Below are 22,423 nucleotides of genomic sequence, written 5' to 3' on the forward strand. Positions count from 1 at the left end.
GGGCTCCTGATATTGGAAAGGCGGTTCAGAAGCCGAAGTGGCTGAGACCCGGGTGGTCGTCGGGACGGCGCCCGAGCAGCCAGCGAAACTTGCGGTCCTCCTCCCGGATCGGGTGCTCGTTGATGCTGGCGTGGCGAGCCCGCATCAGGCCGTCCTCGGCGAACTCCCAGTTCTCGTTGCCGTAGGCCCGGAACCATTGGCCGCTGTCGTCGCGGTACTCGTAGGCGTAGCGCACCGCGATACGGTTGCCGGTGAAGGCCCAGAGCTCCTTAATCAGGCGATAGTCGAGCTCGCGGTTCCACTTGCGGGTGAGGAAAGCCTGGGCCTCGTCGCGGCTCGTGACGAACTCGGCCCTGTTCCGCCAACGGGTGTCGGTCGTGTAGGCTAGGGCCACCTTGGCGGAATCGCGGCTGTTCCAGCCGTCTTCGGCGAGGCGCACCTTCTCGATGGCGCTCTCTTCAGTGAACGGCGGTAACGGGGGACGGGACATCGGCTTCTCCTCGGGGTTTTCGGGGGTGAACACTTTTCGAGAGGACTGTCAGTGGGCCGGCGGGGTGGGGCCCTCGGCCATCGCCGCAGGTCAGAGCGCGAGATGGACGGGCCCGCTGCCCTCGGCCGGGGTGGCTGAGCAGATCAGCACCTCGTCGGCTGCGTAGGGCGCGGTGGGCGCCTTCGCGTAGGTGACGGCACCCTTGAGGAGCTTCGTCATGCAGGTGCCGCAGGTCCCGGTCCGGCAACTGAACTCCGGGCTGAGGCCGCGGGCCTCGGCGAGTTCGAGCAGCGTTCCGGCTTCCGGCGTCCAGCGCGCCTCCTTGGACGCGTTCAGGAAGGCGACCGGGACCGGCTCCGTCGACGCAGGCGGCAGCTTGGCCGCCTCGCCGCCCGCTGGCACGCTCCTGACCAGCGAAGAGGGCCCGAAGGTCTCGGCGTGGATACGGTCGTCGGCGACGTTCAGGCCCCGCAGGCCGTCGTAGAGCGCCTGCGTGAAGGCGGTCGGACCGCAGAGGTAGAAGTCGTAGTCGCCGAACGGCAGCACGCGGGCGAGCAGCGCCATGTCGATCCGGCCAGCAACGTCGTAGTCGACGCCCTCCACGGCATCCTCAGGCGCGCTCAGCACCCGCACCACTCTGACCGCGCCCTGTCCCGCGGCGGCGAGCTCCGCCACTTCCCTATCGAAGGGACGCTCGTCCTTGGAGCGGGCCGCCTGGACCAGGGTGGTCAACCGGATGCCTCTGGTGCGCAGGCCCTCGTAGACGAGATAACGCAGCATCGCGAGGAGCGGCGTGATGCCGATGCCGCCGGCAAGCAGCACGGCCGGCCGCTTGGCATGGGCGTCGATGGTGAAGCCGCCAGCCGGAGCGCGCGCCTCCACCACGTCGCCGACCCGCAGCGTGTTGTGCAGGTGCCCGGACACGGTGCCGTCGCGCTTGACGCTGATGCGGTAGACCGCGTCCGAGGGCGCGACCGAGAGCGTATAGGTGCGGATGACCGGCTTGTCCGCGCTGGGGAGCGCCACGCGAATGGGCAGGTGCTGCCCCGCCTGATGCGGGATCAGCCCGGACCCGTCCGCAGGCTGGAGGTGGAAGGAGCGGATCGCGCGGCTCTCGTCGACGATCTTCGTGACTGTGAACGGGCGCCACTGCGTCGCGAGGTCCGCGGCCTGAAGGCGGTCGGCGGCCGCGTGCCAGTCACCGGTCATCAGGGAATTCGGTGACCAGCCGTCCTGCCGGAAGGTCCAGCGCAGGGGCAGCGCCCCCCGCCGCCGCACGACGCGGCGGGGCCGGAACGTCCAGAGCCGCTCGGCGCCCTGGAAGGCGGCGATCTCAGGGGAGGACAGGACGACCTCGGCGTCGCCGGTCATCTGCAGGAGGTCGCCGGTCTCGAAGTCGGCGAAGACGAGGCCGGCCCTGCCATTCAGGAGGATGTTGCCGAGCGTGGCGAAGAACAGGTTGCCGGCGAAGTCGGGGACCGTGAGCGTGCCGTCCTCGGCGACACGGACGAATCCGGCCTTGCCGCCGCGGTGCGAGACATCGACCTGCCGATGTCCGTCGCGCTCGGCGTAGGAGGCGACGAAGAAGGTGTCGGCACCCTTGATCATGGCGCGCGCCTTCGCGTCGAGGACGGCGTTCTCCTCGACGGTGCCAGAAAAGGGCTCACCCGGGTCGCGGACGAAGGCGAGATCGCGCAGCTGGATGTACTGCGGGCAGTTGCCGAAGCTCTGGTCGACGGCGAAGTTCAGGATGCCTTCCGCCGCGGCGCGGATGAGGCCGTTCACGCGGTTGCGGCGGCGGGTGTGAAGTTCGATCCCGAGGAGCCCGATGGCGTCTCCCTCGCGCAAGCCCGCGCTCGCTGGGTCGCTCGGATCCGGCCGCACCGCGATGTCGAGGGTCGTCGGCGTCGGCGAGGCGATGAAGCCGGGACCGCCGCCGACCAGCGTCGCCCAGGCGTCGCCCTGATTGTCGACACTGCCGGCCACGATGAACGGGATCTGTTCGTAGAACGCGCGGTGCTGGTCGGGCATGAAGTCCCGCACCACGCGGCGCCCGACTTCCTCCATCCGCTCGGCCACGCCGACCTGCTGCTGGATGACCTTCTCGCCCGGATGCCAGGTCGAGGACTTCGTGATGGTCGGACCGTCGCTCATGGTGCTCTCCCGTCCGGTTCGGTCGGTCGCGCCTGACGGCACGACCGCACCCGCAAGGTCACGCGGCGGCCGAGAGGCCGGCCGGGGTTTGGACGAAAGGGAGGAAGCCCGGCAGGGCCTCGATCCGGCGTAGGTACGCGTTGACCTTGGCGTAGCCGGAGAGGTCGACGTTGCCCTCCGGCGCACGCGCCAGGTAGCTGTAGAGCGCCACGTCCGCGATGGTGGGGCGCTCGCCGACCAGCCAGTCGCGACCGTCGAGATGCGCCTCCAGGCGTCCGAGCAGCGTGTGCGCCCGGCCGATCACCTCCTCTGGGTTGAACTTCGCGCCGAACACGGTGACGAGGCGCGCGGCCGCCGGGCCGTAGGCAAGCTCGCCGGCCGCGACCGACAGCCAACGCTGCACGGCGGCCTCGCCTTCGGCGTCCGCCGGCAGCCAGTCCGTGCGCCCGAGCTTCCGGGCTACATACACGAGGATGGCGTTCGAGTCCGAGATGACCGTCCCGTCATCGTCGAGGACCGGCACCTGCCCGAACGGGTTGAGAGCGAGGAACTCGGGACGCTTGTGCGCGGCCGCCTTCAGGTCCACCTCGACCGCCTCGTGGGCCACGCCGAGTAGCGAGAGGAACAGGCGAGCCCGGTGCGCGTGGCCCGAGAGAGGGTGGTGGTAGAGCTTCATGAACGTGTTCCCTTAATTCTGGACCGGGCGAAGCCCCGAACCACAAGGACAAGGTGCCCTGGTGGAAGCACGGCGAGAATGCTCGCCCTTGGCAGTTCATTGTTGTCGCAAGCGGAACAATCAAACGCGAGGGGAGCCGGTCGTCACCGTGCAGTCGGTGTCCGGCCCCCTTTCAAGCGGTTACGCCTGCCCCTTCGCGGCCAGGAAGCCGGCGTAGTTGTTGCCGGCAAAGGGCAGGTGGTCGCCCATCAGCCTCGCATGCGCCTCGCCCGTGGAGGACTGCCAGTGGGCGAGGAGTTCCGCACCGACGGCGACCCAGTTGATCGGCACGATGCCGGCCTGGACCATCCGGGTGATAGCCGCGTCCTCGACGAGCTTGCTCCAGGTGCCGGAGGCGTCGACGACCGCGTAGACGTCGTATCCCGCGTCCTTCGCCGACAGGGCCGCGAAGGCGACGCACACGTCCGTCGAGATTCCGGCGATCAGGAGCTTCTTGCGGCCGGTCGCCTTCACGGCAGCCGCGAAGTCGGCGTTGTCGAAGGCGTTGATCTCGCCCGGCCGATGCACGATGGCGGCGTTCGGCAGGCCCTGCGCCACCACCGGCATGACCGGGCCGTTCGGGCCGTCCGAGGCGCTAGTCGTGATCACGGCCGGCAGATCGTAGACCTGCGCGATGGTCACGAGCGCCTTCACGTTGTTCTGGAAATCCGCGGGCGACTGGGTCTGCACGCCGTTGGCGAGCCCGGTCTGATGGTCGACAAACAGCACGGCGGCGTTCTCGGCAGTCAATCTATCGTAGGACATGACGTTCTCCTTCGGGTGGGGCGGCCTCGCTCCGGAACCGCCTGACACCCCGAAGATGCCGTCCCACGTCCGGTGCCACTAGCCGTCTTTCCAGGCACTCTGCGTTCCTGAATGCGGGACGCGGTGATGGCGACTACGTCCTTGGGCGGGATCATATGGCCACGGCGAAGCGGCTTACCGGCCGAGGCGCTCCATCAGCACGTCCGTCAAGGCCTGTACCTTGCGCGATGGGTGCTGCCCGGGCGGGCGCACGACGAACATGCCGATGGAGGGTAGGGCGTATCCCGGCATGACCGGCACCAGAGAGCCGGCTGCCACGTAGGGCTCCGCGATGACGTCGGGCAGCGCGGTGAGGCCCGCGCCCGCGGCTGTCGCCTCCGCGATGGCCACCGCACTGTCGGCGCGGAAGCGGCCCGTCGGGCGGACCGGGAACGACTTGCCACCGGCGCTGAACGTCCAGGTCTCCGTGCCGATCATCACGGCCGGGTGTCCGGGCACATCATCCGGCGTCTCGGGCGCGCCGTGCGCGGCGACGTAGTCGGGGCTTGCGAACAGACGAACTGAGAAGGACCCGATGCGGCGTGCGACGAGGTTCGAATCCGCAAGGTAGCCGACCCGGATGCCGCAGTCGAAGCCCTCCGTAACGAGGTCGACGTAGCGGTCGCTGTAGCGGCAGTTGATCTGCAGTTGGGGATGGCGGCGAGTGAGTTCGGCGATGGCCGGCGCGAAGTGCGTCGGGCCGAACGTGGAGGGCACGGCGACCCGCAGGAGGCCGCGGAGCGCGCCGCCGACCGAGACCGCCTCCAGGGCCGCGTCCACTTCGGCGCAAATCCGCGCGGCGTGCTCACGGAACGTCGTGCCCGCCTCGGTCAGGGCCGCGCCGCGGGTGGTGCGGGCGAGGAGCTGGGTGCCGATCTCGGCCTCCAGCCGCAGTAGCCGCCGGCTGACGATGGACTTCGCCATGTTGAGGCGGCGGGAGGCGGCCGAGACCCCTCCCGCGTCGGCGACCTCCACGAAGGTCCTCAGGTCGTCGACGTCCATGCGTGTTCCGCTTCCCGGGACGGAGCTTGCCAGGATCGGACGATACCGTCCCTGGTACGACGACGCTACGTTCCATGGCGGAGATGCCCACTAAGAAAGGACAACGACCATGGACGTGACCAAGCTCAGACGCGGCGACCGCATGGGTGACCCAACCCGCGGCTTCGCCGTCGAGATCATCCGTCCCGGGCTGAGCCTCAGCGGCGGAGATAGCGGCCTGGGCGCCATCGGCCGGATCGACCGCGCCACCGTGGTGCCCGGGCACGTCATTGGGATGCACCCGCACCGCGACGACGAAATCCTGACCTACGTCCGGGCCGGACGGATGCTCCACCGGGACACGGTCGGAAACGCGGAGGAGATCACGACGACGCGCCTGATGATGATGAACGCCGGCCACACCTTCCAGCACGAGGAGCGCATGCTGGACCACGGCCCAGTCGAGGCACTGCAGATCTTCCTGCGGCCGCGGGCGGCCGACCTCGGACCCAAGGTCCAGTTCCACGACTTCGGGGAGGTGTTGAGCCACAGCAAGTGGCGCCTCATCGCGGGGCCCGAGGGCGCGCCGCTGGAGGTCCGAGCCCAGGCATGGGTCTCCGACGCGCATGTTGCGGCCGGGGCAGCGTTGTCCCTGCCGCCGCTTCCGGCGCCCGATGCGGTTCGCCTGCTCCACGTCTTCGGCGGCGACGTCGAGGTCGGCGGCTTGACGCTGCGGGCGGGTGACACGGCGTACCTCAAGGGGGACGGCGGGAGGGTGCTGGCCGGCTCCGACGCCGACCTCGTCCTCTTCGTGACCGATCAGGGCGCACCGGTCTTCCGCGGTGGCATGTTCAGCGGGAACGTACTCGCTGATTAATCGCGCGTTCCGCGCGCCGGTCGTGTCCCTCGATGGAATCATCGAACTCGACCGGGGCGCGCAGCGGAAGGTGCAACGGTGGAGGTCGGTTGCGAGGCCGGTGCCTGTCGAGAGCCGGACCCATAGCCTTCCACCACGTAGTGAACCGCACTGACATGCCTGCTACCCGTCGGTCGCTAATGTGCCCGTAGCTGCTGATGTCGTGGCCGCCGCTCATAGGTCCGCTTCTTCCTACCAAGCGGAGTTCTGGGCTCGCAGGCTTGAAGGTCTGCAAGGGGTCATCAGGTTGCCCCCAACTGAGCCGCGCCGAACGTCCGTTCTCCGACTTCCCAAGCTTCGAAGCGGACAAGCTGCTTTCGGCCAGACTACGTCAGATCGGAATGCCGTCGCACGCAGAACCGGACCGTGGGTTTCGCGCCCTTCCCGGTCATTCCGGGACCGTCGGACGCTCCTCCCGTGCTGGCATTCATGCGACCGCTTCGATCCGGAGCCATTCGCATAACGGGCGGAACACTGTTAGCGAAATCGCAGTCATGCAGCGAGAGCGGCAGAGCGTGAGGTGCGCGTCGTGCCAACTGGGCGTTCGGCGAACCGCACGGCGAGTCGGTAGAGGTTGAGTGCCGCGGCGATGGCAACGGCTCTGCACGCTGGTAGGGTTCTCGCGCGCCCCGACGGCCGGTGAGCACAACCAGCTGCTCGTCAACTGCTTCGGACCCCCGTCGAACCAAAAAAGAAAGCGCGGCGGCAGCGGTCTTTCTGTGTCTCGGCTCCGAGTTTGCGACGCGTCCGAGGCTCACGCCCGCAGCCGCAAATTCCCGTAGTAAAGACCCTGTTGATCAAGCAGGCCGTCCGGAACAGTGATCTACCTCCAGAACGGCTGCGGTCCCGGGCCAGATGAAGCTTTGCTCTCGTCACGCCCGCGACGCGGCAGACCTTGTGCCGCGGACGGATAATCTCGCCTCTCCCGCGCCATGACTCGCCAGAGTCCGATCACGACCGAGGCGCACCGGGGGCGGTACGGGGCTGAACCGAGGGAGATGCCCATGCTGTGCCGTCATGTGTCCGGACTCTTCGTCCTCGCCGCGTTGACTTTGGTCCCGCTGGGCGCCGCTCGGGCCGCCCCCTTGAGCTATCTCCGACCCGCGGTCCAGGCGACCGCGGTGTCCGATCGCTTGGTCATCAAGACCGTGACGGCGGTCGGGATGGCACACCGGTCGGCTCGCAGGACGGCCCGGCGCGTCAGCCGGCGTCACGCGTACTGACATCCGCTCCGTCTCCTCAGAACAGACCGACGACGGACACCACGGCCCGGGCTGTCGCCCGGACGCTCTACCCGGATAGGAGGCCGATATGCAGAAGCGCTTGATTCCCATGGCTGCCGTCTTCGTGCTCGCCGGAGGCCCGTTGGCCTTGGCGGAGGACGTGTCCCGTACCGGCGCGCTCGGTGAGACTGGAAAGCTGACCCAGACGGACTTCAAGGCCCTGACCGATGCCCGGATCGGGGTGGTGAAGGCCGCCCTCCAGCTCACGCCCGACCAGCAGAAGTACTGGCCGGCCATCGAGGAGGCCATCCGCACGCGCGCCGATGCGCGCTACACCCGGCTGTCCAACCTGCAGGGACGGGCCGCTGCCCAGCGCGCCGACCCCGACCCGCTCCGGCTTATGCGCGAGCGGGCCGAGATCATGGACGAGCGCGCCAACGGGCTCAAGAAGCTCGCGGATGCCTGGCAGCCGCTCTACCAGACCCTCTCTCCAGATCAGAAGAGCCGGATGCGCGTGGTCGTCACCCGGGTCATCGGGGGATTGCGGGACGCCGCAGAGAATCGCCGCAAGGAGCTCATGGACGATGACGACGACGACGAGGGCTGAGTGAGGATTCGCCTCACCCGCCTCCAGGGCGGGTGAGGCGACGTAGACGGTGACCGAGAGCAGGGGCGCGGGTCCCGCCAGGGCTGTCCGCGCTGTCCGATGTTGCCGACGCCCCGACGCCCCGAAGCCCTGGAGGCGGGACGATGCCACGGCCGCTTGCCCTCGCCGGGTTAGCCTTCACCCTGATGATCAGCGCCTCCCGGGCCGATACGGGCAGCCCGATCCGGACCGTCTACCAGGTTCCGAAGACCGCGCAGGCACAGGAGATATACCGGGAAATGCGCGCACGCCGCGTCCTTGAGGGCTTGCGCGAGATCGTCGGTATGGTCCGGCTGCCGCGGGCCATGACCTTGCGCCTGTCCGAGTGCGACGGCGAGAGCAACGCCTGGTACGAGCCCAAGACCCGCTCGGTCACGGTCTGCTACGAATACATCCAGGATGTGCGCGATCGGGCGCGCAGGGCCCCGTCCCTCGGCGGCCTGTCGCTTCACGATGCCGTTTCCGGCCCAGTCGCGCAGGTCTTCCTGCACGAGACCGGGCATGCCCTGTTCGACCTGCTGGACGTACCTGTGCTCGGCCGCGAGGAGGACGCCGCCGACCAGTTCGCCGCGCTCGTCCTGCTCCGCCTGAAGCCGGCCCAGGCCCGGCAGATCATCGCGGGCAGCTCCATCCTGTTCACGAGCTACGGCGCGGAGGACAAGCAGGAGAAAGCCACCTACGCCGATGATCACGGGCTGTTTTACCAGCGCCTATACAACCTGCTCTGCCTCGCATACGGCTCGGACCGGCGCGCCTTCGGCTACCTGGTCGAGCGCGGCGACCTGCCTAAGGAGCGGGCAGAGAACTGCAGGGGTGAGTACGGCCTGGCGGTGCATGCCATGGACAGGCTGTTTCGCAATCATCTCCGGGGTGGCCAGATGGGGCGCGAACGGATACGGCGGGGGTTTCGCTGGATCTACTGAGCGCGGACGCGCAGCCCAGGCCAGACTTCCTCCGGCACCGCTTCTGGCCACGGCCCGGCGTCTCGGTTGGCCGGTTGGTTGAGGACGCCGGGGACACAGGCTGCACCGGGTCACGCCAGGGTGGCCAAACCCGTAGGACGCTGGCGCGACCGCTCAGTAGGGCACGCAGCCGCCGTGATTCGCGTCGTAGTAGCTGTAGGCGCCACACCCGCCGCCGTAGTAGCGGTGCGCGCCATAGGCGGCAGCGCCGACACCGGCCGCCGCGAGGCCATAACCGCGGTAGCCATAGCGCCCATACCCACCTCTGTAGCCGTAGCGGCCATACCCGCCACGATAGCCCGCCACGCCGCCCCGGTAGCCTCCATATCCGCCGCGATAGCCGCCCGCCACGCGCCCTCCGTGGAACCCGCCCCCTCGGAAGCCGCCGCCCCGCATCCCGGCTCCATGGAATCCGCCCCCGCCCCGGAAGCCGCCGCCCCCGCCGCGAAATCCGCGCGCGTCCGCCGTGACGCTGGTCAGGATCAGGGCGCCGATGCCCGTTGCCGCGATAAGGATCTTGTTCATGGGGCTGTCTCCTTGCTCGGGACGTGCTGAAGGCAGTCCGCGCCCAATCCGCGTGATCGGGGCGGACCCGGGGTCGGCTCAGGGCCGGCCCTTTGTCCGGACAACCGTAGCGTCGCGCCAGGCGCCTCGCTTGATCCGATGAGCCGAGTAGAGGCCAGAATGAGGCATTTCATGAAGGCAGACGAACGGGATTAGTTGCTCAGTCGCTCATCCAGGCCCAAGGGCGTCGCGCTGAACGATTGACGGATGTTCTCGTGGCAGTCGCGCTCGTGACCCTGCGGACGACCGCTTTCCCAATTACACGCGAGGACGTGTCGAACATGGCGGCGATGGCAGAGCTGGAGCGTCGCTCCCTCTGCAGCCTGAGCTCGACTCGTATGAGGCGTTTCCGCAAGGGGGTCGGTGATCGACGTTTCGGACGGGCGGGGGAGCCGGGATGTCGTGCGAGCGCCGGGCTCGCGGATCCACTCGTATCCGGCGGAACAGAACGTTCCTGACCAAGATGCCTCATGCGAGGCGAACCGGCTGAAGGCGGCGGGACCCATCTTTGGCGACGGCAGCAAACCCCGTCGAGCTCCGGTCACACGCCTGCCCCCACTCGTCCGACGTGCCGTGGACCGGCCCGGCGGACGAACCTTGATCCTCAGGCCGCCTTCAGGCGCGCGCCCTCCGGAACCAGACCGGTGGCGAGATAGCGCCACAGGGCGACCAGCAGTTTGCGCGCCAGCGCCACCGCGGTGATCTTGCGGATGCGACCGCGTCCGGTGCCGACCCGCTCGACGAACCAGCGGGCGAGCCCGCTGCCCGGCTGATAGCGCAGCCACAGCCACGCCAGTTCGACCATCGACTTCCGCAGGAGTGGGTTCCCAGCCTTGGAGATGCCCTGGTCGCGCTGCCGGTCGCCGCTGGCGTACGGGCTCGGCGTGAGACCGGCATAGGCGGCCACCTGCTTGCGGTTGGCGAAGGGCCGATACAGCGCCTCGCGCACCAGCACCGTGGCCAGCTCGGTGCCGATGCCACCGAGCCGGGCCAGACGCGCCACCTTCTCGGCATCGGCGTCCGTGACGGCCGGATCCGCCACGGCGGCATCGCGCTCGGCCTCGGCGGCCGCGACCTGTTCGAGCACGAGTTCCAGCCGCCGGAACTCGCGCTCGATCTCGCCGCGCAGGCGCTGAGGCAGGTCGCGCCCGTCGCCGGTGCGCACCTCCTTCAACCGCTCCCAACGGTCGCGTCGCAGCGGCTGGAACGTGTAGACGCCCTGGGTGGCGAGCAGGCCCTTGATCCGGTTGACGTGCTGCACCCGCTCCGCGATCAGGCGCTGGCGCTCGCGATGAGTGCGCCGCGCATCCTCGCGCTCGACCGAGGGCACCTGCACCATGCGGCAGGCGGCGTGATCGCCGCGGCACCACGCCATCAGAGCCCGGAGCAGCATGGCCGCGTCGAGCCGGTCGGTCTTGGCCCGTCGCGCGCGGCGGTCGACCTGGAGGCTGCCGGGATCCATGACGAAGCAGGCAATCGCCTCGGCCGCGAGGCGGCGCTGCAGCCAGAAACCGTCGTACCCGGCCTCGTAGCCAAGGATGATCGCGACCTCTCGGCCGGAGCTGCGCTGCTCGCGAGCCTGCAGGCGGCGCAGCAAGGCGAGCAGGCCCTCCACGTCGCCGCCGCTCACCCGGTGTGCGGAGGTCTTCCCGCTCGGGACGGCCTGGGCGGCCAGGAGCCATGCCGACTTGCTGAGTTCCAGCGTGACGAACACAGCAACCTCAGGCAGGTTTGTCTGGATCTGTTCACGATCAAGCATGGCCAACTCCGGTCCAAGGTCAGAGAACTGGAGAGTGATCCAATCTCCAACTCCCTGCATGGTATCTTTGGCAATTCATGCGGCGTGGCAGAGGGCATAGGCCCAGGGCGCTGGCAAACGGAAGCGGGGTTTTGTTCGGGCGCATCGGCGCGGTGATGTTGCCAAAGTCCGCTCGCGCCAGATCGCATAGCGCACGGCGGCCAGAGCATCGGCAAAGGTCGGGCGCGGTTTGGGGTACCACGCGGCGGCCGCGATCCGTTGCCGTTGGCGGGCCGGGAGCTGCGCAGCCAGCAGCGTGACAATCGAGAACAGGGCGAGCAGGCAGGGCGTGGTGCGGGCAATCGCCGTGTCGGACCACTGCCGCTGCGTCTCGACGCCGAGATGGGCGCGCACTTCCTGGAAGGTGACCTCGACGCTCCAACGGCGGACGAACCACGACACGATCTGGGTTGGGTCGCAGGCGAGGTCGGTGCAGAGCAGGGCTTGGGCCTCGAAGCGTTGGGCGGGATCACGCACGAGCACGAGAGCGGATTGGCACGACCGGCATCCCGCCGTGCCGCCACACCGCGGTGCCGGAGGCGACCTCGATGGCGCGCTGGGCTGACCCGTACCAGCCCGACACCACGACCGCATGCCAGCGCGTGTCCTTGGCCACGAGGCTCGCGGCGAGTGTAGGCAGGCGTGCGCCTTTGGTGCGTGGGCGCCCGATTGTGCCGGGCGGCCGGTGATCCACCCCCGCGAGAGTGGTCCGCCCTTTGGTATGGCTTTCGAGCCTGGAGGACGGATCGATGTCGAGGAAGCGACCCAAGCCTGAGGAGATCGTCGCGAAGTTGCGGCAGGGGGGAGCGTGAACACGGCGGCGGCGATCAGTGGAACGGTCAGGCCGGTGATCCACCCCCGCGAGAGTGGTCCGCCCTTTGGTATGGCTTTCGAGCCTGGAGGACGGATCGATGTCGAGGAAGCGACCCAAGCCTGAGGAGATCGTCGCGAAGTTGCGGCAGGCGGACGTGCTGGTCGGCCAAGGCCAGAGCGTGGCGGAGGCGATCCGCGCGATCGGCGTGAGCGAGGTGACGTACTACCGCTGGCGGCGGGAGTACGGCGGCCTGAAGACCGATCAGGTCCGGCGGATGAAGGATCTGGAGACCGAGAACCAGCGGCTCCGGAAGGCGATCGCGGATCTTACGCTCGACAAGCTGATCCTGCAGGAGGCCGCCCGGGGAAACTGACCAGCCCCGCGCGCCGACGCACCTGTATCGAGCATGTTCGGACCGTGCTGAAGGTCTCCGAGCGCCGCGCGTGTCGTGCGCTCGGCCAGCATCGCTCGACACAGCGCAAGCTGCCGCGGGGCAGAGATGACGAGGCCGCGCTCGTGGCCGAGTTGATCGAACTTGCCCGCACCTACGGGCGCTACGGCTACCGGAAGGTCGCTGCCCTGCTGCGGGCGGCTGGCTGGTGGGTCAACGACAAGCGGGTCGAGCGCCTCTGGCGGCAGGAGGGGCTGAAGGTGCCGGCCCGCCAGCCGAAGAAGAGCCGTCTGTGGGATGGGGATGGCTCCTGCATCCGGCTGCGACCCGAGCACCGCAATCACGTCTGGTCCTACGACTTCGTCGAGGCGCGCACCCATGACGGGCGCAAGTTCCGGATGCTCAACGTCCTCGACGAATTCAGCCGCGAGTGCCTGGCCATCCGGGTGGATCGCAAGCTCAAGGCGGCCGACGTGATCAATGTTCTGTCCGACCTATTCATCCTGCGCGGCGTGCCGGCTCACATTCGTTCAGACAACGGCCCGGAGTTCATCGCCAAGTCGGTGCAGTCCTGGGTCACTTCGGTGGGCGCAAAGACCGCCTACATTACCCCCGGCTCACCGTGGGAGAACGGGTATGTCGAGAGCTTCAATGCACAGATACGCAATGAACTTCTGAATGGCGAGATTTTCTACACGCTCAAGGAGGCGCAGATCATGATCGAGGGCTGGCGACGGCACTACAATACGGTTCGACCGCATGGCGCATTGGGCTATCGGCCGCCAGCGCCAGAGGCGTTCGTGCCAGCTATAGCCGCTAGGCCGGCTGCACCAGCCAAGCTCGCTGTGGTCCAGCGACCAACCCTGCACTAACTTTGACCTTGGACCACCTCGTGGGGGCCGATCACCCGCGGGCACTTCCCGACCGACGAGGCCGCGCTGAAGCTGCTCTACCTAGTCTTGAACCGCTCCGAGAAGGCGTGGAAGATGGGCCCGCGCGAGTGGGTCATGGCCAAGGCGCAGTTCGCCGTCATCTTCGGCGAGCGCTTCACCCGGGCCATGGCGGCCTGATGTTCAATCCGCCGCCCGCACACGGAATTCCTGACAGTCCCGGTCAGGCCTGCAAGCAAACGCACCTCCCGCCCGAAAAACCCGTGGTCGGCAGAGCGGTTCTGGCGCACAACAGGATGCCGGAAGTGCCGCTGCAAAACTTCACCGCTCACCGAACGCAGATGGGAGCAAGCGCGACTTGGTGCATCAGACAAAAGGCACCTGAGACCGGCCGACAGCCGCGTCTCGTACGATCAACCTACGGATGCAGAAACTGCAAGATTAGTCGATGGGAGTGCCGGGCATGATCACGACCGCTCAGCTCGCCTCACGGGCACTCGGCGACCATCTCGCCGGGGAGCTCCAGAGCACGTTCGGCGCCAGCCAAGCGCCCTTGGCCGAGAGGGTTGGCGCTGCCGCGCGTCTTGCCCTTGAGTGCTTGGGGAACTCTGACGCACTCTACCACGACCTAGAGCACACCCTGCTCGTTACGCAGGTCGGCCTCGACATCTTGCGTGGCAAAACTCTGCTCGAATTCGTCACGCCAGATGACTGGGCACATCTGGTGGTCGCCTGCCTTCTGCATGACATCGGATATGTGCGAGGCGTTCTGAAAGGCGATTGCCCTGTGGAGGGTTATATCATCGACGACGCTGGCCACCGCATCGTGCTGCCGCGCGGCGCCTCGGACGCGGCACTGACCGCCTACCACGTCGACCGATCCAAGTTGTTTGTCGCCGCGCGCTTTGGCCAATCGGAAATGCTGGACGCGAACCGCGTCATGCGCGCCATCGAGCAAACCCGCTTTCCGGCCCAGCCCGGCAATCTCGACGACCATCCGGAAGATGAGGCCTGCCTGGTCCGGGCGGCGGATCTGATCGGGCAGATGGGTGACCTCCTCTACCTCCGCAAAACCAATGCGCTCTTCCACGAGTTCGAGGAGGCCGGGACGAACGCCACCCTGGGCTACACCTCGCCTGCCGATCTGGTCGAACGCTACCCAGAGTTCTTTTGGCAAAGCGTATCCTCGCATTTGGAGAGTGCGCTAAAGTACTTGGAGGTGACGGTGAGCGGGCGCCAATGGATCGCAGGCCTCCAGTCCAATGTATTTCGGGCGGAACGCTCAACCACCTTCGGACGGTCCCACGGGCTTGAGAACTGGTAAGAGCGGTTGGGACCGTTAGACGGCACTTGGCCGCAACCCACGCTTCGGGTGCCATGCCCTGCTGCTTCGGCAGCCTGCGGATTAGCTTCCGGGCGGCTTGTCCATCTGGTTCTGCCGGGACCAGCACGTCCGGCATCTCGCCTCGGCATAGACAACTCGCACACGTACATCTGCCGGCCAGCAACTTGGACGAACACCTCATTCACATCGATGCGGGCGCTTGCTCCAATGACCTCTTCAGGCTCGCCGCCAAAGACTGCAGCGGTCATCCCGTCCATTCTATGCTTAATCAACGTCGGAGCGTCTGATTTCAGCTCCTCAATTAGCCTAGCAACATCGCTTGTCAGATTACTATACGGGAAGCACTCGCTGGAAGCGCTGCAGTGAGTCTCAACACGCTGCGAACGGGCCAATTTCTGCTGCAGTCGCTATCAAACAACGGCTTTGTCACGGGCCCGGTACCTTGCGCACTGAGCGTGCCTCGTCAGGGCGCCTGAAGAGCTCTGAGTCGGTTCCAGCAGCAAGGACGCGTATCCATTCGCCGGTGGCATTATCCCGGAGAAGCGGAAGTGACGCCTTCAGCTCGGACAGGCGGCGCGTCAGCGAGTGACCGTTGTGGATTGATGCCCGCGGGCATGCGGAATCGGACTATTTCGGGAACCGCGCCTGCAAAGAACTGTCGAATAGGCGGAATTGGGTGCGATGGTTGTTCAGGGTCTCACGACGCCCGTTCGGGACCAGGTCAGACGTTCCTGACAGGAACGTATCGTTCTCGCCGTGATTGCTGCGGCCGGGCTTCTCGCGCTCCGCTGGATCGCCGCGATCCTGTGCGCAGCGTGGCAGATTGTGAATGCACACTCCGGAATGGGCGCGACGCGATGAGCGCCGAACCCGTTCTTACGCGGCGTCCAAATCATTCCAGCTCAAGGCGAAGCTGAATTCCCGCCGGAAGTGGTACACGCCCGATTTCCGCGTAGCGGCTTCGGCGTTATCTAAGTCGAAACCGAGCAGTTTTTCGACTGAGATATTGAGAATTTGGGACCGCGGCGCCACTATTGTCCGTCCGAAACCCTGTGTCTGTAAACGGGTTCGGTCAGGCCTCGGATAGGAAGAGCGCGACGAACGTGACGAGATAATGCAATCAGATCCGACAATTGATGAGCTTTTATTAGTGGCACGTCGTCAATCAGGTTCACTGATTAGCCTTCAGAGGCCGCCAGTTAGACTCGATCAGCTGTAAACCTGATGCCGGTGTAGGCGATTTCCGAATCTGCACTTGAGCCATCGCGACCCCCAAGTTGCGGTGGTCGTTGGCCAAGCGATCGAGCATAGCTAGAACGACGAACGTGGCCAAGAGCAGGTAGGTAACCCAGAGCACGGCTCTGACGTGCTCGGCATGTTGCTGTAGATGCACAACTAGGATGGCGCCGGCCGTGAACATAGCTGCCATCGCAAGAGGCATGATCAGAGGGGCAGACATCGTTCTATCCCGAATCGCCAGCATAGCGAGCGCCTGAGCGATTGTGCGCTGCCGCCAGATCGGTCGCTTGATGTGACGGGTCGCCTCAACCCATCCGGTTGTCGATCCGACGCTCGGACCGGGCGTGCTGACCCCTTTGCCACCTACCGGCGAAAGCCTCGGCCACCGTGAAAGCCTCGGCCACCGTGAAAGCCTCGGCCGCCATGGAAGCTGCCGCCTCTGTAGACGCCGACGCGTCGCCCGCCGTAGACTCCGCCGCCGCGGTAGCCATAGACTCCGCCGCGGCGATATCCATAGGCTCCTGCGCGGTGCCCATAGGCGCCTCGGTAGCCGTAGACACTACGCCCACCATAGTAGCCTCCATAGCCGTTCCGACGGCAGCCGCCATACGGTCCGCGGTGAAAGCCGATGCCGCAGCCCCCGGCCGCCTCGGCCACGCTGACGCCGAACCGCCCCTTCTCCGGTGAGCCCAGGCTAAGCCAACTCCCAAGGAACAGTGCGACAAACACCAACAGCCTTATGCGTTGCATCTCGTGCACTCCACTGTGATCCAAAGCGCGCTAACAGGTGTCAACGCCGCAACAAACGACATCGTGGTCCAGTGTGGATCCTATATGCCCACGCTGCTTGATCGATCGGGTCAGCGGTAAACGCTTGTTGTCGAAATATCCGCTTGAGCTCGGCAGTTCACGACGAGCTTGAACCGGACGACAATCGCTGAACTGGCGCGGTCCAGGACATCAGTATGGGTAGGCGGCGATAGCTCGGTGCTGGTGCTTGCCTCAGCGAGGCGAGAAGGAGCCAGCGCAGCGCTGCGGCCGTTGTCGGAGCCAACGCCTGGGCGTCGGATACAGCTTTTCTCTCAACCCACTCGCGCAATACCACTATGAGCTCTTGTAGTGAGTTCCTTGCCGGCTCTGGGCTTTTGGACCGACCTCGCGCAAGCACAGACGCCGGCGTTCCGCGAATGTGCCACGCAAATGCACTTAGTGAGCTCTGCCGCTTCGGCTCTGCCCCATAGCTTATGTCGATGGCCGTGTCTCGCCGGATCAAGCAACGCACGCAGGAAGTGCGAAGATGGGATGGCGGGGCTTTCAGGCCAGCGACGAGGTAAGGGAGATGATGATGCCGTATCTGAGACTTGCAGGGCTCTCTGTCGCTGCGGCGCTTGTGCTCGGTCTGGGAAGCGGGCCGCAAGCTGCCCCGCTCAGCAACTCACATTCCGCGATTGAGACGGCCGGAGCTGCCTCTGACTTGGTGATCAAGACCGGGACCGTGGGAATGGATCGTCGGGGAGATCGCCGGACGGATCGGCACGACCGCAGGAACGACCGGCGCCGCTAATACAAGCAGCTGAACTGACCGACCTTGTCGCCGTCTGGGATCGGCGAACGTGCTCTCAGGAGCAGTTCGCGCTTGGACGCCGTCGCGTCTCGTGGTGAGGCGCGACGGAACCGACGGAGTAACGCGCTGACGCCGCCAAGTATCATCGCTGCAGCCGTCGCAATGATGAGTTCCGGCCTCACGACGGCTGAAGGTTTGCAGAAGTCGGGAGCTTGCTGAAACCGTCGATCCTGCGTGTCTCCGCACCACGGATCTGCCCAGAATGTTCGTAGCCCACCGATTAAGCCGGTCCAGTTCGTTCTCTGGGCTGAGGAGGCAAGCATGGACATCCGCAAGTGCAGCGCCGAGGCGATCGGCACTTTCTGGCTCACTTTTGCCGGCTGCGGCAGTGCCGTCATCGCCGCCGGGTTCCCGCAGGTCGGCATCGGCCTGCTTGGGGTCTCCGCCGCCTTCGGCCTGACCGTGGTCACCATGGCCTACGCCATCGGCCACATCTCGGGGTGTCACCTCAACCCAGCAGTCACCATCGGGCTTGCGGCGGGCGGGCGCTTCCCGACTCGCGACATCGCTCCGTACGTGGTTTCACAGGTCATCGGCGGCGCGGCTGCCGCGGCGCTGCTCTATGCCATCGCGAGCGGCTCGCCGGAGTTCGACCTTGCGAAGGGCTTTGCCGCCAATGGCTACGGCGAGCACTCGCCGGGCCACTACGGACTGCTTTCGTGCCTCTTGGCCGAGGTGGTGCTCACGATGATGTTCCTCTTCGTCATCATGGGGGCGACGCACGGCAAGGCGCCGGTCGGCTTCGCGCCTCTGGCCATCGGTCTCTGCCTGACCCTCGTCCACCTCGTCGGCATTCCGGTGACGAACCTGTCGGTCAACCCGGCGCGCAGCACGGGGCCGGCCCTGTTCGCCGGCGGTTGGGCGATAGCACAGCTCTGGCTGTTCTGGGTTGCCCCGCTGGTCGGCGGCGCGCTGGGCGGAATGCTCTACCGCTGGCTAAGCGAGCAACCCGCGGCTCAGATTACCGGCATAGCACCGGCCGCCCCGGCAGAGTGAGCCTTCCTATTGACGGCTCCAAAACTGCAGTTCGTCCGGCCCTCACGCTCTCCACAGCTTGGCTGCATAGCGGGCCGAGGGCCTCAACGCCGCACGCTCTAAAGAAGACATGATGAGAGGCGGACCTCTTCCGGGAATGCCCGGAGATTAAACCCTCAATGGCCCACGCTGACCTTTCTCATCGACTTCCGATCGCGCTTATAATTCGAAATGGAGGCCGATTAGCCGAGCGATTATTGATTGATGCTGACCCGGAAGCACACTTCGACCTCGGGTCCGCCAGGGGAAAACTGACTACAGTGTGCCAAGTAGTCGCCGGTGCGGCTCTGTTTGAGAGCCTCACGAACAGGTGACTGTTGGCCGAGTGCTGCGGCTGGAAACATCCCAATAGCCAGCATAAGATAGGTACCTAGCATTCTCTTATCTATCCCACCGCTTGTAAAACCAAACCGTAAGAAGATGAGGAAGCACAGGGCGCAGAAAATTACCTCGGCAGCAAGTGGGGCGAAAACGTTCCACGCACACTTTCGATGGGATCCGCTTCCGTTCTAAATAATGCGAGGCGTGAATTTTGGGACGATTCGAGATCATTTATATAAACGTATATAAAATGACGACTATAATGCCCTGTTATTTCGAATTAGATCTAATCCCCCGGCTCGAGCCATTGTGCCAGTGCATTGGCTGGCCGGGCCTTCGCCCGAGCCGGGCCTATTTTGCGTCTATATTCTTGTTTGGCCCCATGCTCGTGAAGCTGCGGTTGCCCGATCGCCGAAGAGCAGTTGTTACAGTCTTGCACACGATGGCGACGGTCCTCACGGACCAGCCCTCCACGGGACGAAACGCCTTCCTCCTCAGGTGCATGCAACTAGGGGGCGACACTGAACTAGGGAGCAGTTTTACCGATCTTGAAGTGGTGATTATAGCGCGTGCGAAGGCCGCTTCGGGCGTGCCCAGAAGCGCAAGAACGAGAGCGTAGCGGAGCAGGGCAAAGACCCTGAGTTGTGGGACGATCAGAGTGTGGCGCATCGCCCTCTCCCGGTCCCCGAAACAGCGACCACATGAGCGAGTCTGCTGTCCCGCCCGATCATTCGCCGGATGCGATGGACCGGCCCAGCTCTTCCTACAACGCCATCCTTTCGGTGCCCGCTGCCAAGTCTCGTCAAACCCAGGCTTTCAGCGTGAGATCACACGGACAACTCTGCGCGAGTCAAGATCGATGACGACCGCCTGGTCATCAGGAGATATGTAGTAACCGTAATATCCAGTCGGGTTCAGCCCCGCGAGCGAAACATTTTGAAATGAACCCAACCCCAGCCAGCCGGGGATCACGCTGCCGCGCCCGACCCGCACACCGCTCGCTTCGGTGTAGTGAGGTCCCGCATCAAACAGCGTTTGGATCGTCCCGCTCTCGTCACCCTGCATGAGAACGCCGTGATCGGCGAGATGCGGATTGACACGCAGCACCAGCGGTTCAGCAAGAGCCAGCGAGCCAGTCAGGAGACCCGCCGCCGCAACTCCAGCTCCGGTGAGCAGGCCTGTTGCGCGAGTTCGCATGGTAGACATGGTTTTCTCCCCGGATAAGCGGTAGGCGAACGCCACGATAGACGTTCTGGTGCAGTAAAATCATTAGGTCCCCGGTGCTTGATCCTTTGGGACGCGCCGAGAACTTTCAAATAAAAATATTTGGGCAAACTCAACTTTCATCCGCCTGGCGCGGAGCCTCTAGAGGGTAATCGCAGAGGTTCCAGTCTTCAGGGCGACCAGAGGCTCTGTTTCCGACAACGCGCATCACCTCGAAAGCTCGCATTGCATGTGCGATGAGTATCGGCGGGTATTCGACCACGCTTTCGCCCCAGTTCGGGCGAAGAATGGCAATGATCATGGGTGATTCGCCTATCTTCGAAGTCCGGATTACGACCTGCGAGACGGGCAGCATCCTGCGCGCGCCGACTGAACGCGAGATGGCGACGAAGGCGGAAACTCTTGTCCGCAGGGTTCATGCACGCGGCGAGCTGATCGGCTTCAGCATCAAAGGACCAAGCGCGGCCGGTATAGGCCGGATCAAGGCGTACCTTGAGGGTGTCTTGGTCGAGGTCGCACAAGCGAGCACCTGACTCAATTCGTCTGCGGTCAAGAAGCCTCACATCGCGGGCCCTGTGCAGCTCGTCGGATCAAGCAGGCTGTCCGGTTCAGCGTTTGGTATGACCGAAATTGAAGGAATGGTGCTGCGCGGGCCTTGCATCGTCTGTTGGAGTGTACACCAGCACGCCGGCCACGGACCGGCGATCGCTTCGACTTGGCAGGATGCGCTCGTCAGACAAGATGGGAGCGAACGATGGTCCTGGTGCTTCGATCCATCTAAATCGCAAGGGCGAGCCGCGTGCGGGAGGCAGCAAAGCGGGAGGCACGCGCTAAGCCGCTAGCGAGCATCGTCACGGACGGCGGTCGTTACCGGACCATCGGCAGTCTTCAGCCTCTGGCTGTGGGTATGATTGCCGCGTTGGGAGCTATGCAGGATTTTAGGTGACGGCGGCGGTCAGGCGGCGCGGTGATCTGGGCTCGCGGTGACCTCGGTCCCGTCGCGGAAGATGACGCCGGCCACGACCTTCGGCAACTGGTTTTCGCCCTTCAGCCGGCGCCAGGTCTTCGAGGCCGCCATCACCAGCTTGAACACCATCAGCTTGGCGGTCGTGGCCGAGAGCGCCCCTTTGGTCCGCACGGTCCGATGCCGCACCGTGGCGAACACGCTCTCGATCGGGTTCGAGCTGCGCAGGTGGTCCCAGTGCTCGGCCGGGAAGTCGTAGAACGCCAGCAGCGCCTCGCGGTCCTTGGTCAGGCAGTCGGCAGCGCGCGCGTACTTGGCCCCGTACTTCTCGACGAAGACGGTCAGCGCCGCCTCGGCCGCCGCACTTGTCGGCGCACCGTGGATCTCGCGCAGGTCCGCCTTCATCGCCGGCTGGACGGATTTCGGCACCTTGTCGAGGACGTTGGCAGTTTTGTGCACCCAGCAGCGTTGGTGAGCTGTGCCGGGGAAGACCTCATCCAAGGCTCGCCAGAAGCCGAGAGCGCCATCGCCGACCGCGATCTCGGGCGCGATCGACAGCCCGCGCCGCTTCACGTCGACGAGCAGCTCGCGCCAGCTCTGGGCGCTCTCGCGCACGCCCACCTGGAAGCCGACGAGCTCCTTGCGACCCTCGGGCGTCGCCCCGATCAGCACGAGCATGCACTCGGCCTGCTCCTCCATCCGGGCCTGCAGGTAGACACCATCAGCCCAGACGTAGACGTAGCGACGGGCCGAGAGGTCACGGCCCTGCCAGCGGGCGTACTCGTCCGCCCAGGTCGTGGTCAGCCGGGCGATGACGGCCGGCGACAGGTTTGGGGCGTCACGCCCCAGAAGGGCGGCCAGCGCGTCCTGGAAGTCGCCGGTCGACACGCCGCGCAGGTACAGCACCGGCAGCAGCGCATCCAGGCTGCGGGTGCGCCGCGCCCACTTCGGCAGGAGCGCCGAGGTGAACCGGATCCGGTCCTCGGACCCGCTCGCACCGCGATCCCGCACACGGACCCGCGCCACCGGCACCGGGCCGATGCCGGTCTGGATCGCCCGCTCCGGGCCATGGCCGTGCCGCACGAGGCGTGCGCGTCCGTCCGGCAGCCGAAGATCCTGCATTGCACTCAGAAAGGCCTCGGCTTCCAGCTCCACGGCCTGGGCGAGCAGGCGGCGGGCACCGGCGCGCAGCACGTCCGTCAGGGGATCGTCGATGTCCTCAGGCTGACGAAACCGGACGATGTTGGTAGGTGTCTGCATAGGCGTATCGCTCTCGCTGAGAGGTTCTGGCAGGCTCGACACCCGCCTCGATACGCCGCCTTC

At 65.8% G+C, this 22,423-nt stretch carries 19 protein-coding genes and 1 pseudogene; 8 read left to right on the plus strand and 12 right to left on the minus strand.

Going from position 1 to position 22,423, the window contains the following annotated elements; all coding sequences use genetic code 11:
• Positions 1-25 precede the first annotated feature (25 nt).
• From ASG32_RS26010 to ASG32_RS26030, 5 genes are all read right to left on the minus strand, one after another.
• On the minus strand, positions 26-490 hold the full coding sequence (locus ASG32_RS26010; RefSeq protein ID WP_056532008.1) for a DUF1348 family protein: 465 nt from the start codon (positions 488-490) through the stop codon (positions 26-28).
• Between the two features lie 90 nt (positions 491-580).
• Positions 581-2,644 carry a pyridoxamine 5'-phosphate oxidase family protein gene (locus ASG32_RS26015; protein ID WP_056532010.1) on the minus strand — a complete coding sequence of 688 codons (2,064 nt, stop codon included), beginning with the start codon at positions 2,642-2,644 and terminating at the stop codon, positions 581-583.
• Positions 2,645-2,702: 58 nt separating this feature from the next.
• On the minus strand, positions 2,703-3,320 hold the full coding sequence (locus ASG32_RS26020) for a glutathione S-transferase (protein ID WP_056532013.1): 618 nt from the start codon (positions 3,318-3,320) through the stop codon (positions 2,703-2,705).
• A gap of 180 nt (positions 3,321-3,500) precedes the next feature.
• Entirely contained in the window at positions 3,501-4,124 is a 624-nt protein-coding gene (locus tag ASG32_RS26025) for an isochorismatase family protein (RefSeq protein ID WP_056532015.1), read from the minus strand.
• Between the two features lie 174 nt (positions 4,125-4,298).
• Positions 4,299-5,165 (minus strand): LysR family transcriptional regulator, encoded by an 867-nt coding sequence (locus ASG32_RS26030; protein ID WP_056532017.1) that lies wholly within the window; start codon positions 5,163-5,165, stop codon positions 4,299-4,301.
• Between the two features lie 109 nt (positions 5,166-5,274).
• Here ASG32_RS26030 and ASG32_RS26035 point away from each other — a divergent pair, with 109 nt between their 5' ends.
• From ASG32_RS26035 to ASG32_RS26050, 3 genes are all read left to right on the plus strand, one after another.
• On the plus strand, positions 5,275-6,021 hold the full coding sequence (locus ASG32_RS26035; protein ID WP_056532019.1) for a pirin family protein: 747 nt from the start codon (positions 5,275-5,277) through the stop codon (positions 6,019-6,021).
• A gap of 1,350 nt (positions 6,022-7,371) precedes the next feature.
• Positions 7,372-7,890, plus strand: coding sequence for a Spy/CpxP family protein refolding chaperone (locus ASG32_RS26045; RefSeq protein WP_056532023.1), 519 nt, complete (start codon positions 7,372-7,374; stop codon positions 7,888-7,890).
• A 143-nt stretch (positions 7,891-8,033) separates the two neighbouring features.
• Positions 8,034-8,852: a DUF4344 domain-containing metallopeptidase gene (locus ASG32_RS26050; protein WP_056532025.1), complete on the plus strand. Its 819-nt coding sequence runs from the start codon at positions 8,034-8,036 to the stop codon at positions 8,850-8,852.
• 153 nt (positions 8,853-9,005) lie between these two features.
• Here the strand turns inward: ASG32_RS26050 and ASG32_RS26055 are convergent, their stop codons facing one another.
• From ASG32_RS26055 to ASG32_RS35380, 4 genes are all read right to left on the minus strand, one after another.
• Positions 9,006-9,416 carry a hypothetical protein gene (locus tag ASG32_RS26055; RefSeq protein WP_056532027.1) on the minus strand — a complete coding sequence of 137 codons (411 nt, stop codon included), beginning with the start codon at positions 9,414-9,416 and terminating at the stop codon, positions 9,006-9,008.
• Positions 9,417-10,059: 643 nt separating this feature from the next.
• Positions 10,060-11,214, minus strand: coding sequence for an IS110 family transposase (locus tag ASG32_RS26060; RefSeq protein WP_056532029.1), 1,155 nt, complete (start codon positions 11,212-11,214; stop codon positions 10,060-10,062).
• A gap of 75 nt (positions 11,215-11,289) precedes the next feature.
• Positions 11,290-11,736 carry a hypothetical protein gene (locus tag ASG32_RS26065; RefSeq protein WP_244492195.1) on the minus strand — a complete coding sequence of 149 codons (447 nt, stop codon included), beginning with the start codon at positions 11,734-11,736 and terminating at the stop codon, positions 11,290-11,292.
• On the minus strand, positions 11,723-12,184 hold the full coding sequence (locus tag ASG32_RS35380) for a hypothetical protein (RefSeq protein WP_244492197.1): 462 nt from the start codon (positions 12,182-12,184) through the stop codon (positions 11,723-11,725). Before ASG32_RS35380 ends, ASG32_RS26065 begins: the two co-directional genes overlap by 14 nt.
• On the opposite strand from ASG32_RS35380, the gene ASG32_RS26075 reads away from it, so the two are divergent.
• The 3 genes and pseudogenes from ASG32_RS26075 to ASG32_RS26080 all read left to right on the plus strand — a co-directional run bounded on the left by ASG32_RS26075 (position 12,165) and on the right by ASG32_RS26080 (position 14,672).
• Positions 12,165-13,330, plus strand: a protein-coding gene (locus ASG32_RS26075; protein ID WP_107351997.1) for an IS3 family transposase whose coding sequence is annotated in 2 segments (ribosomal slippage) — positions 12,165-12,429 and positions 12,429-13,330 — 1,167 coding nt in all. Because the reading frame shifts where the segments join, the coding sequence is not laid out codon by codon here. The genes ASG32_RS35380 and ASG32_RS26075 overlap by 20 nt on opposite strands.
• Before the next feature lie 36 nt (positions 13,331-13,366).
• Positions 13,367-13,528, plus strand: a pseudogene (locus tag ASG32_RS33515) (IS256 family transposase); the annotation flags it as partial.
• A gap of 283 nt (positions 13,529-13,811) precedes the next feature.
• The gene (locus tag ASG32_RS26080; protein WP_056532107.1) at positions 13,812-14,672 is read left to right on the plus strand and encodes an HD domain-containing protein; all 861 of its coding nucleotides are present in this window, start codon (positions 13,812-13,814) and stop codon (positions 14,670-14,672) included.
• A 1,192-nt stretch (positions 14,673-15,864) separates the two neighbouring features.
• Here the strand turns inward: ASG32_RS26080 and ASG32_RS26085 are convergent.
• Positions 15,865-16,152, minus strand: coding sequence for a hypothetical protein (locus tag ASG32_RS26085; protein ID WP_056532036.1), 288 nt, complete (start codon positions 16,150-16,152; stop codon positions 15,865-15,867).
• A gap of 1,665 nt (positions 16,153-17,817) precedes the next feature.
• Here ASG32_RS26085 and aqpZ point away from each other — a divergent pair.
• Entirely contained in the window at positions 17,818-18,552 is a 735-nt protein-coding gene (gene aqpZ, locus ASG32_RS26095; protein WP_056532040.1) for an aquaporin Z, read from the plus strand.
• 1,176 nt (positions 18,553-19,728) lie between these two features.
• On the opposite strand, the gene ASG32_RS34145 is transcribed toward aqpZ, so the two are convergent.
• Positions 19,729-20,154: a hypothetical protein gene (locus ASG32_RS34145; protein WP_157862059.1), complete on the minus strand. Its 426-nt coding sequence runs from the start codon at positions 20,152-20,154 to the stop codon at positions 19,729-19,731.
• Between the two features lie 275 nt (positions 20,155-20,429).
• Here ASG32_RS34145 and ASG32_RS26100 point away from each other — a divergent pair, with 275 nt between their 5' ends.
• Entirely contained in the window at positions 20,430-20,669 is a 240-nt protein-coding gene (locus ASG32_RS26100) for a hypothetical protein (protein WP_244492199.1), read from the plus strand.
• Between the two features lie 422 nt (positions 20,670-21,091).
• On the opposite strand, the gene ASG32_RS26105 is transcribed toward ASG32_RS26100, so the two are convergent.
• Entirely contained in the window at positions 21,092-22,360 is a 1,269-nt protein-coding gene (locus tag ASG32_RS26105) for an IS256 family transposase (RefSeq protein ID WP_056532043.1), read from the minus strand.
• Positions 22,361-22,423: the final 63 nt, after the last annotated feature.

It is taken from the genome of Methylobacterium sp. Leaf361, assembly GCF_001424445.1.
GTDB lineage: Bacteria > Pseudomonadota > Alphaproteobacteria > Rhizobiales > Beijerinckiaceae > Methylobacterium.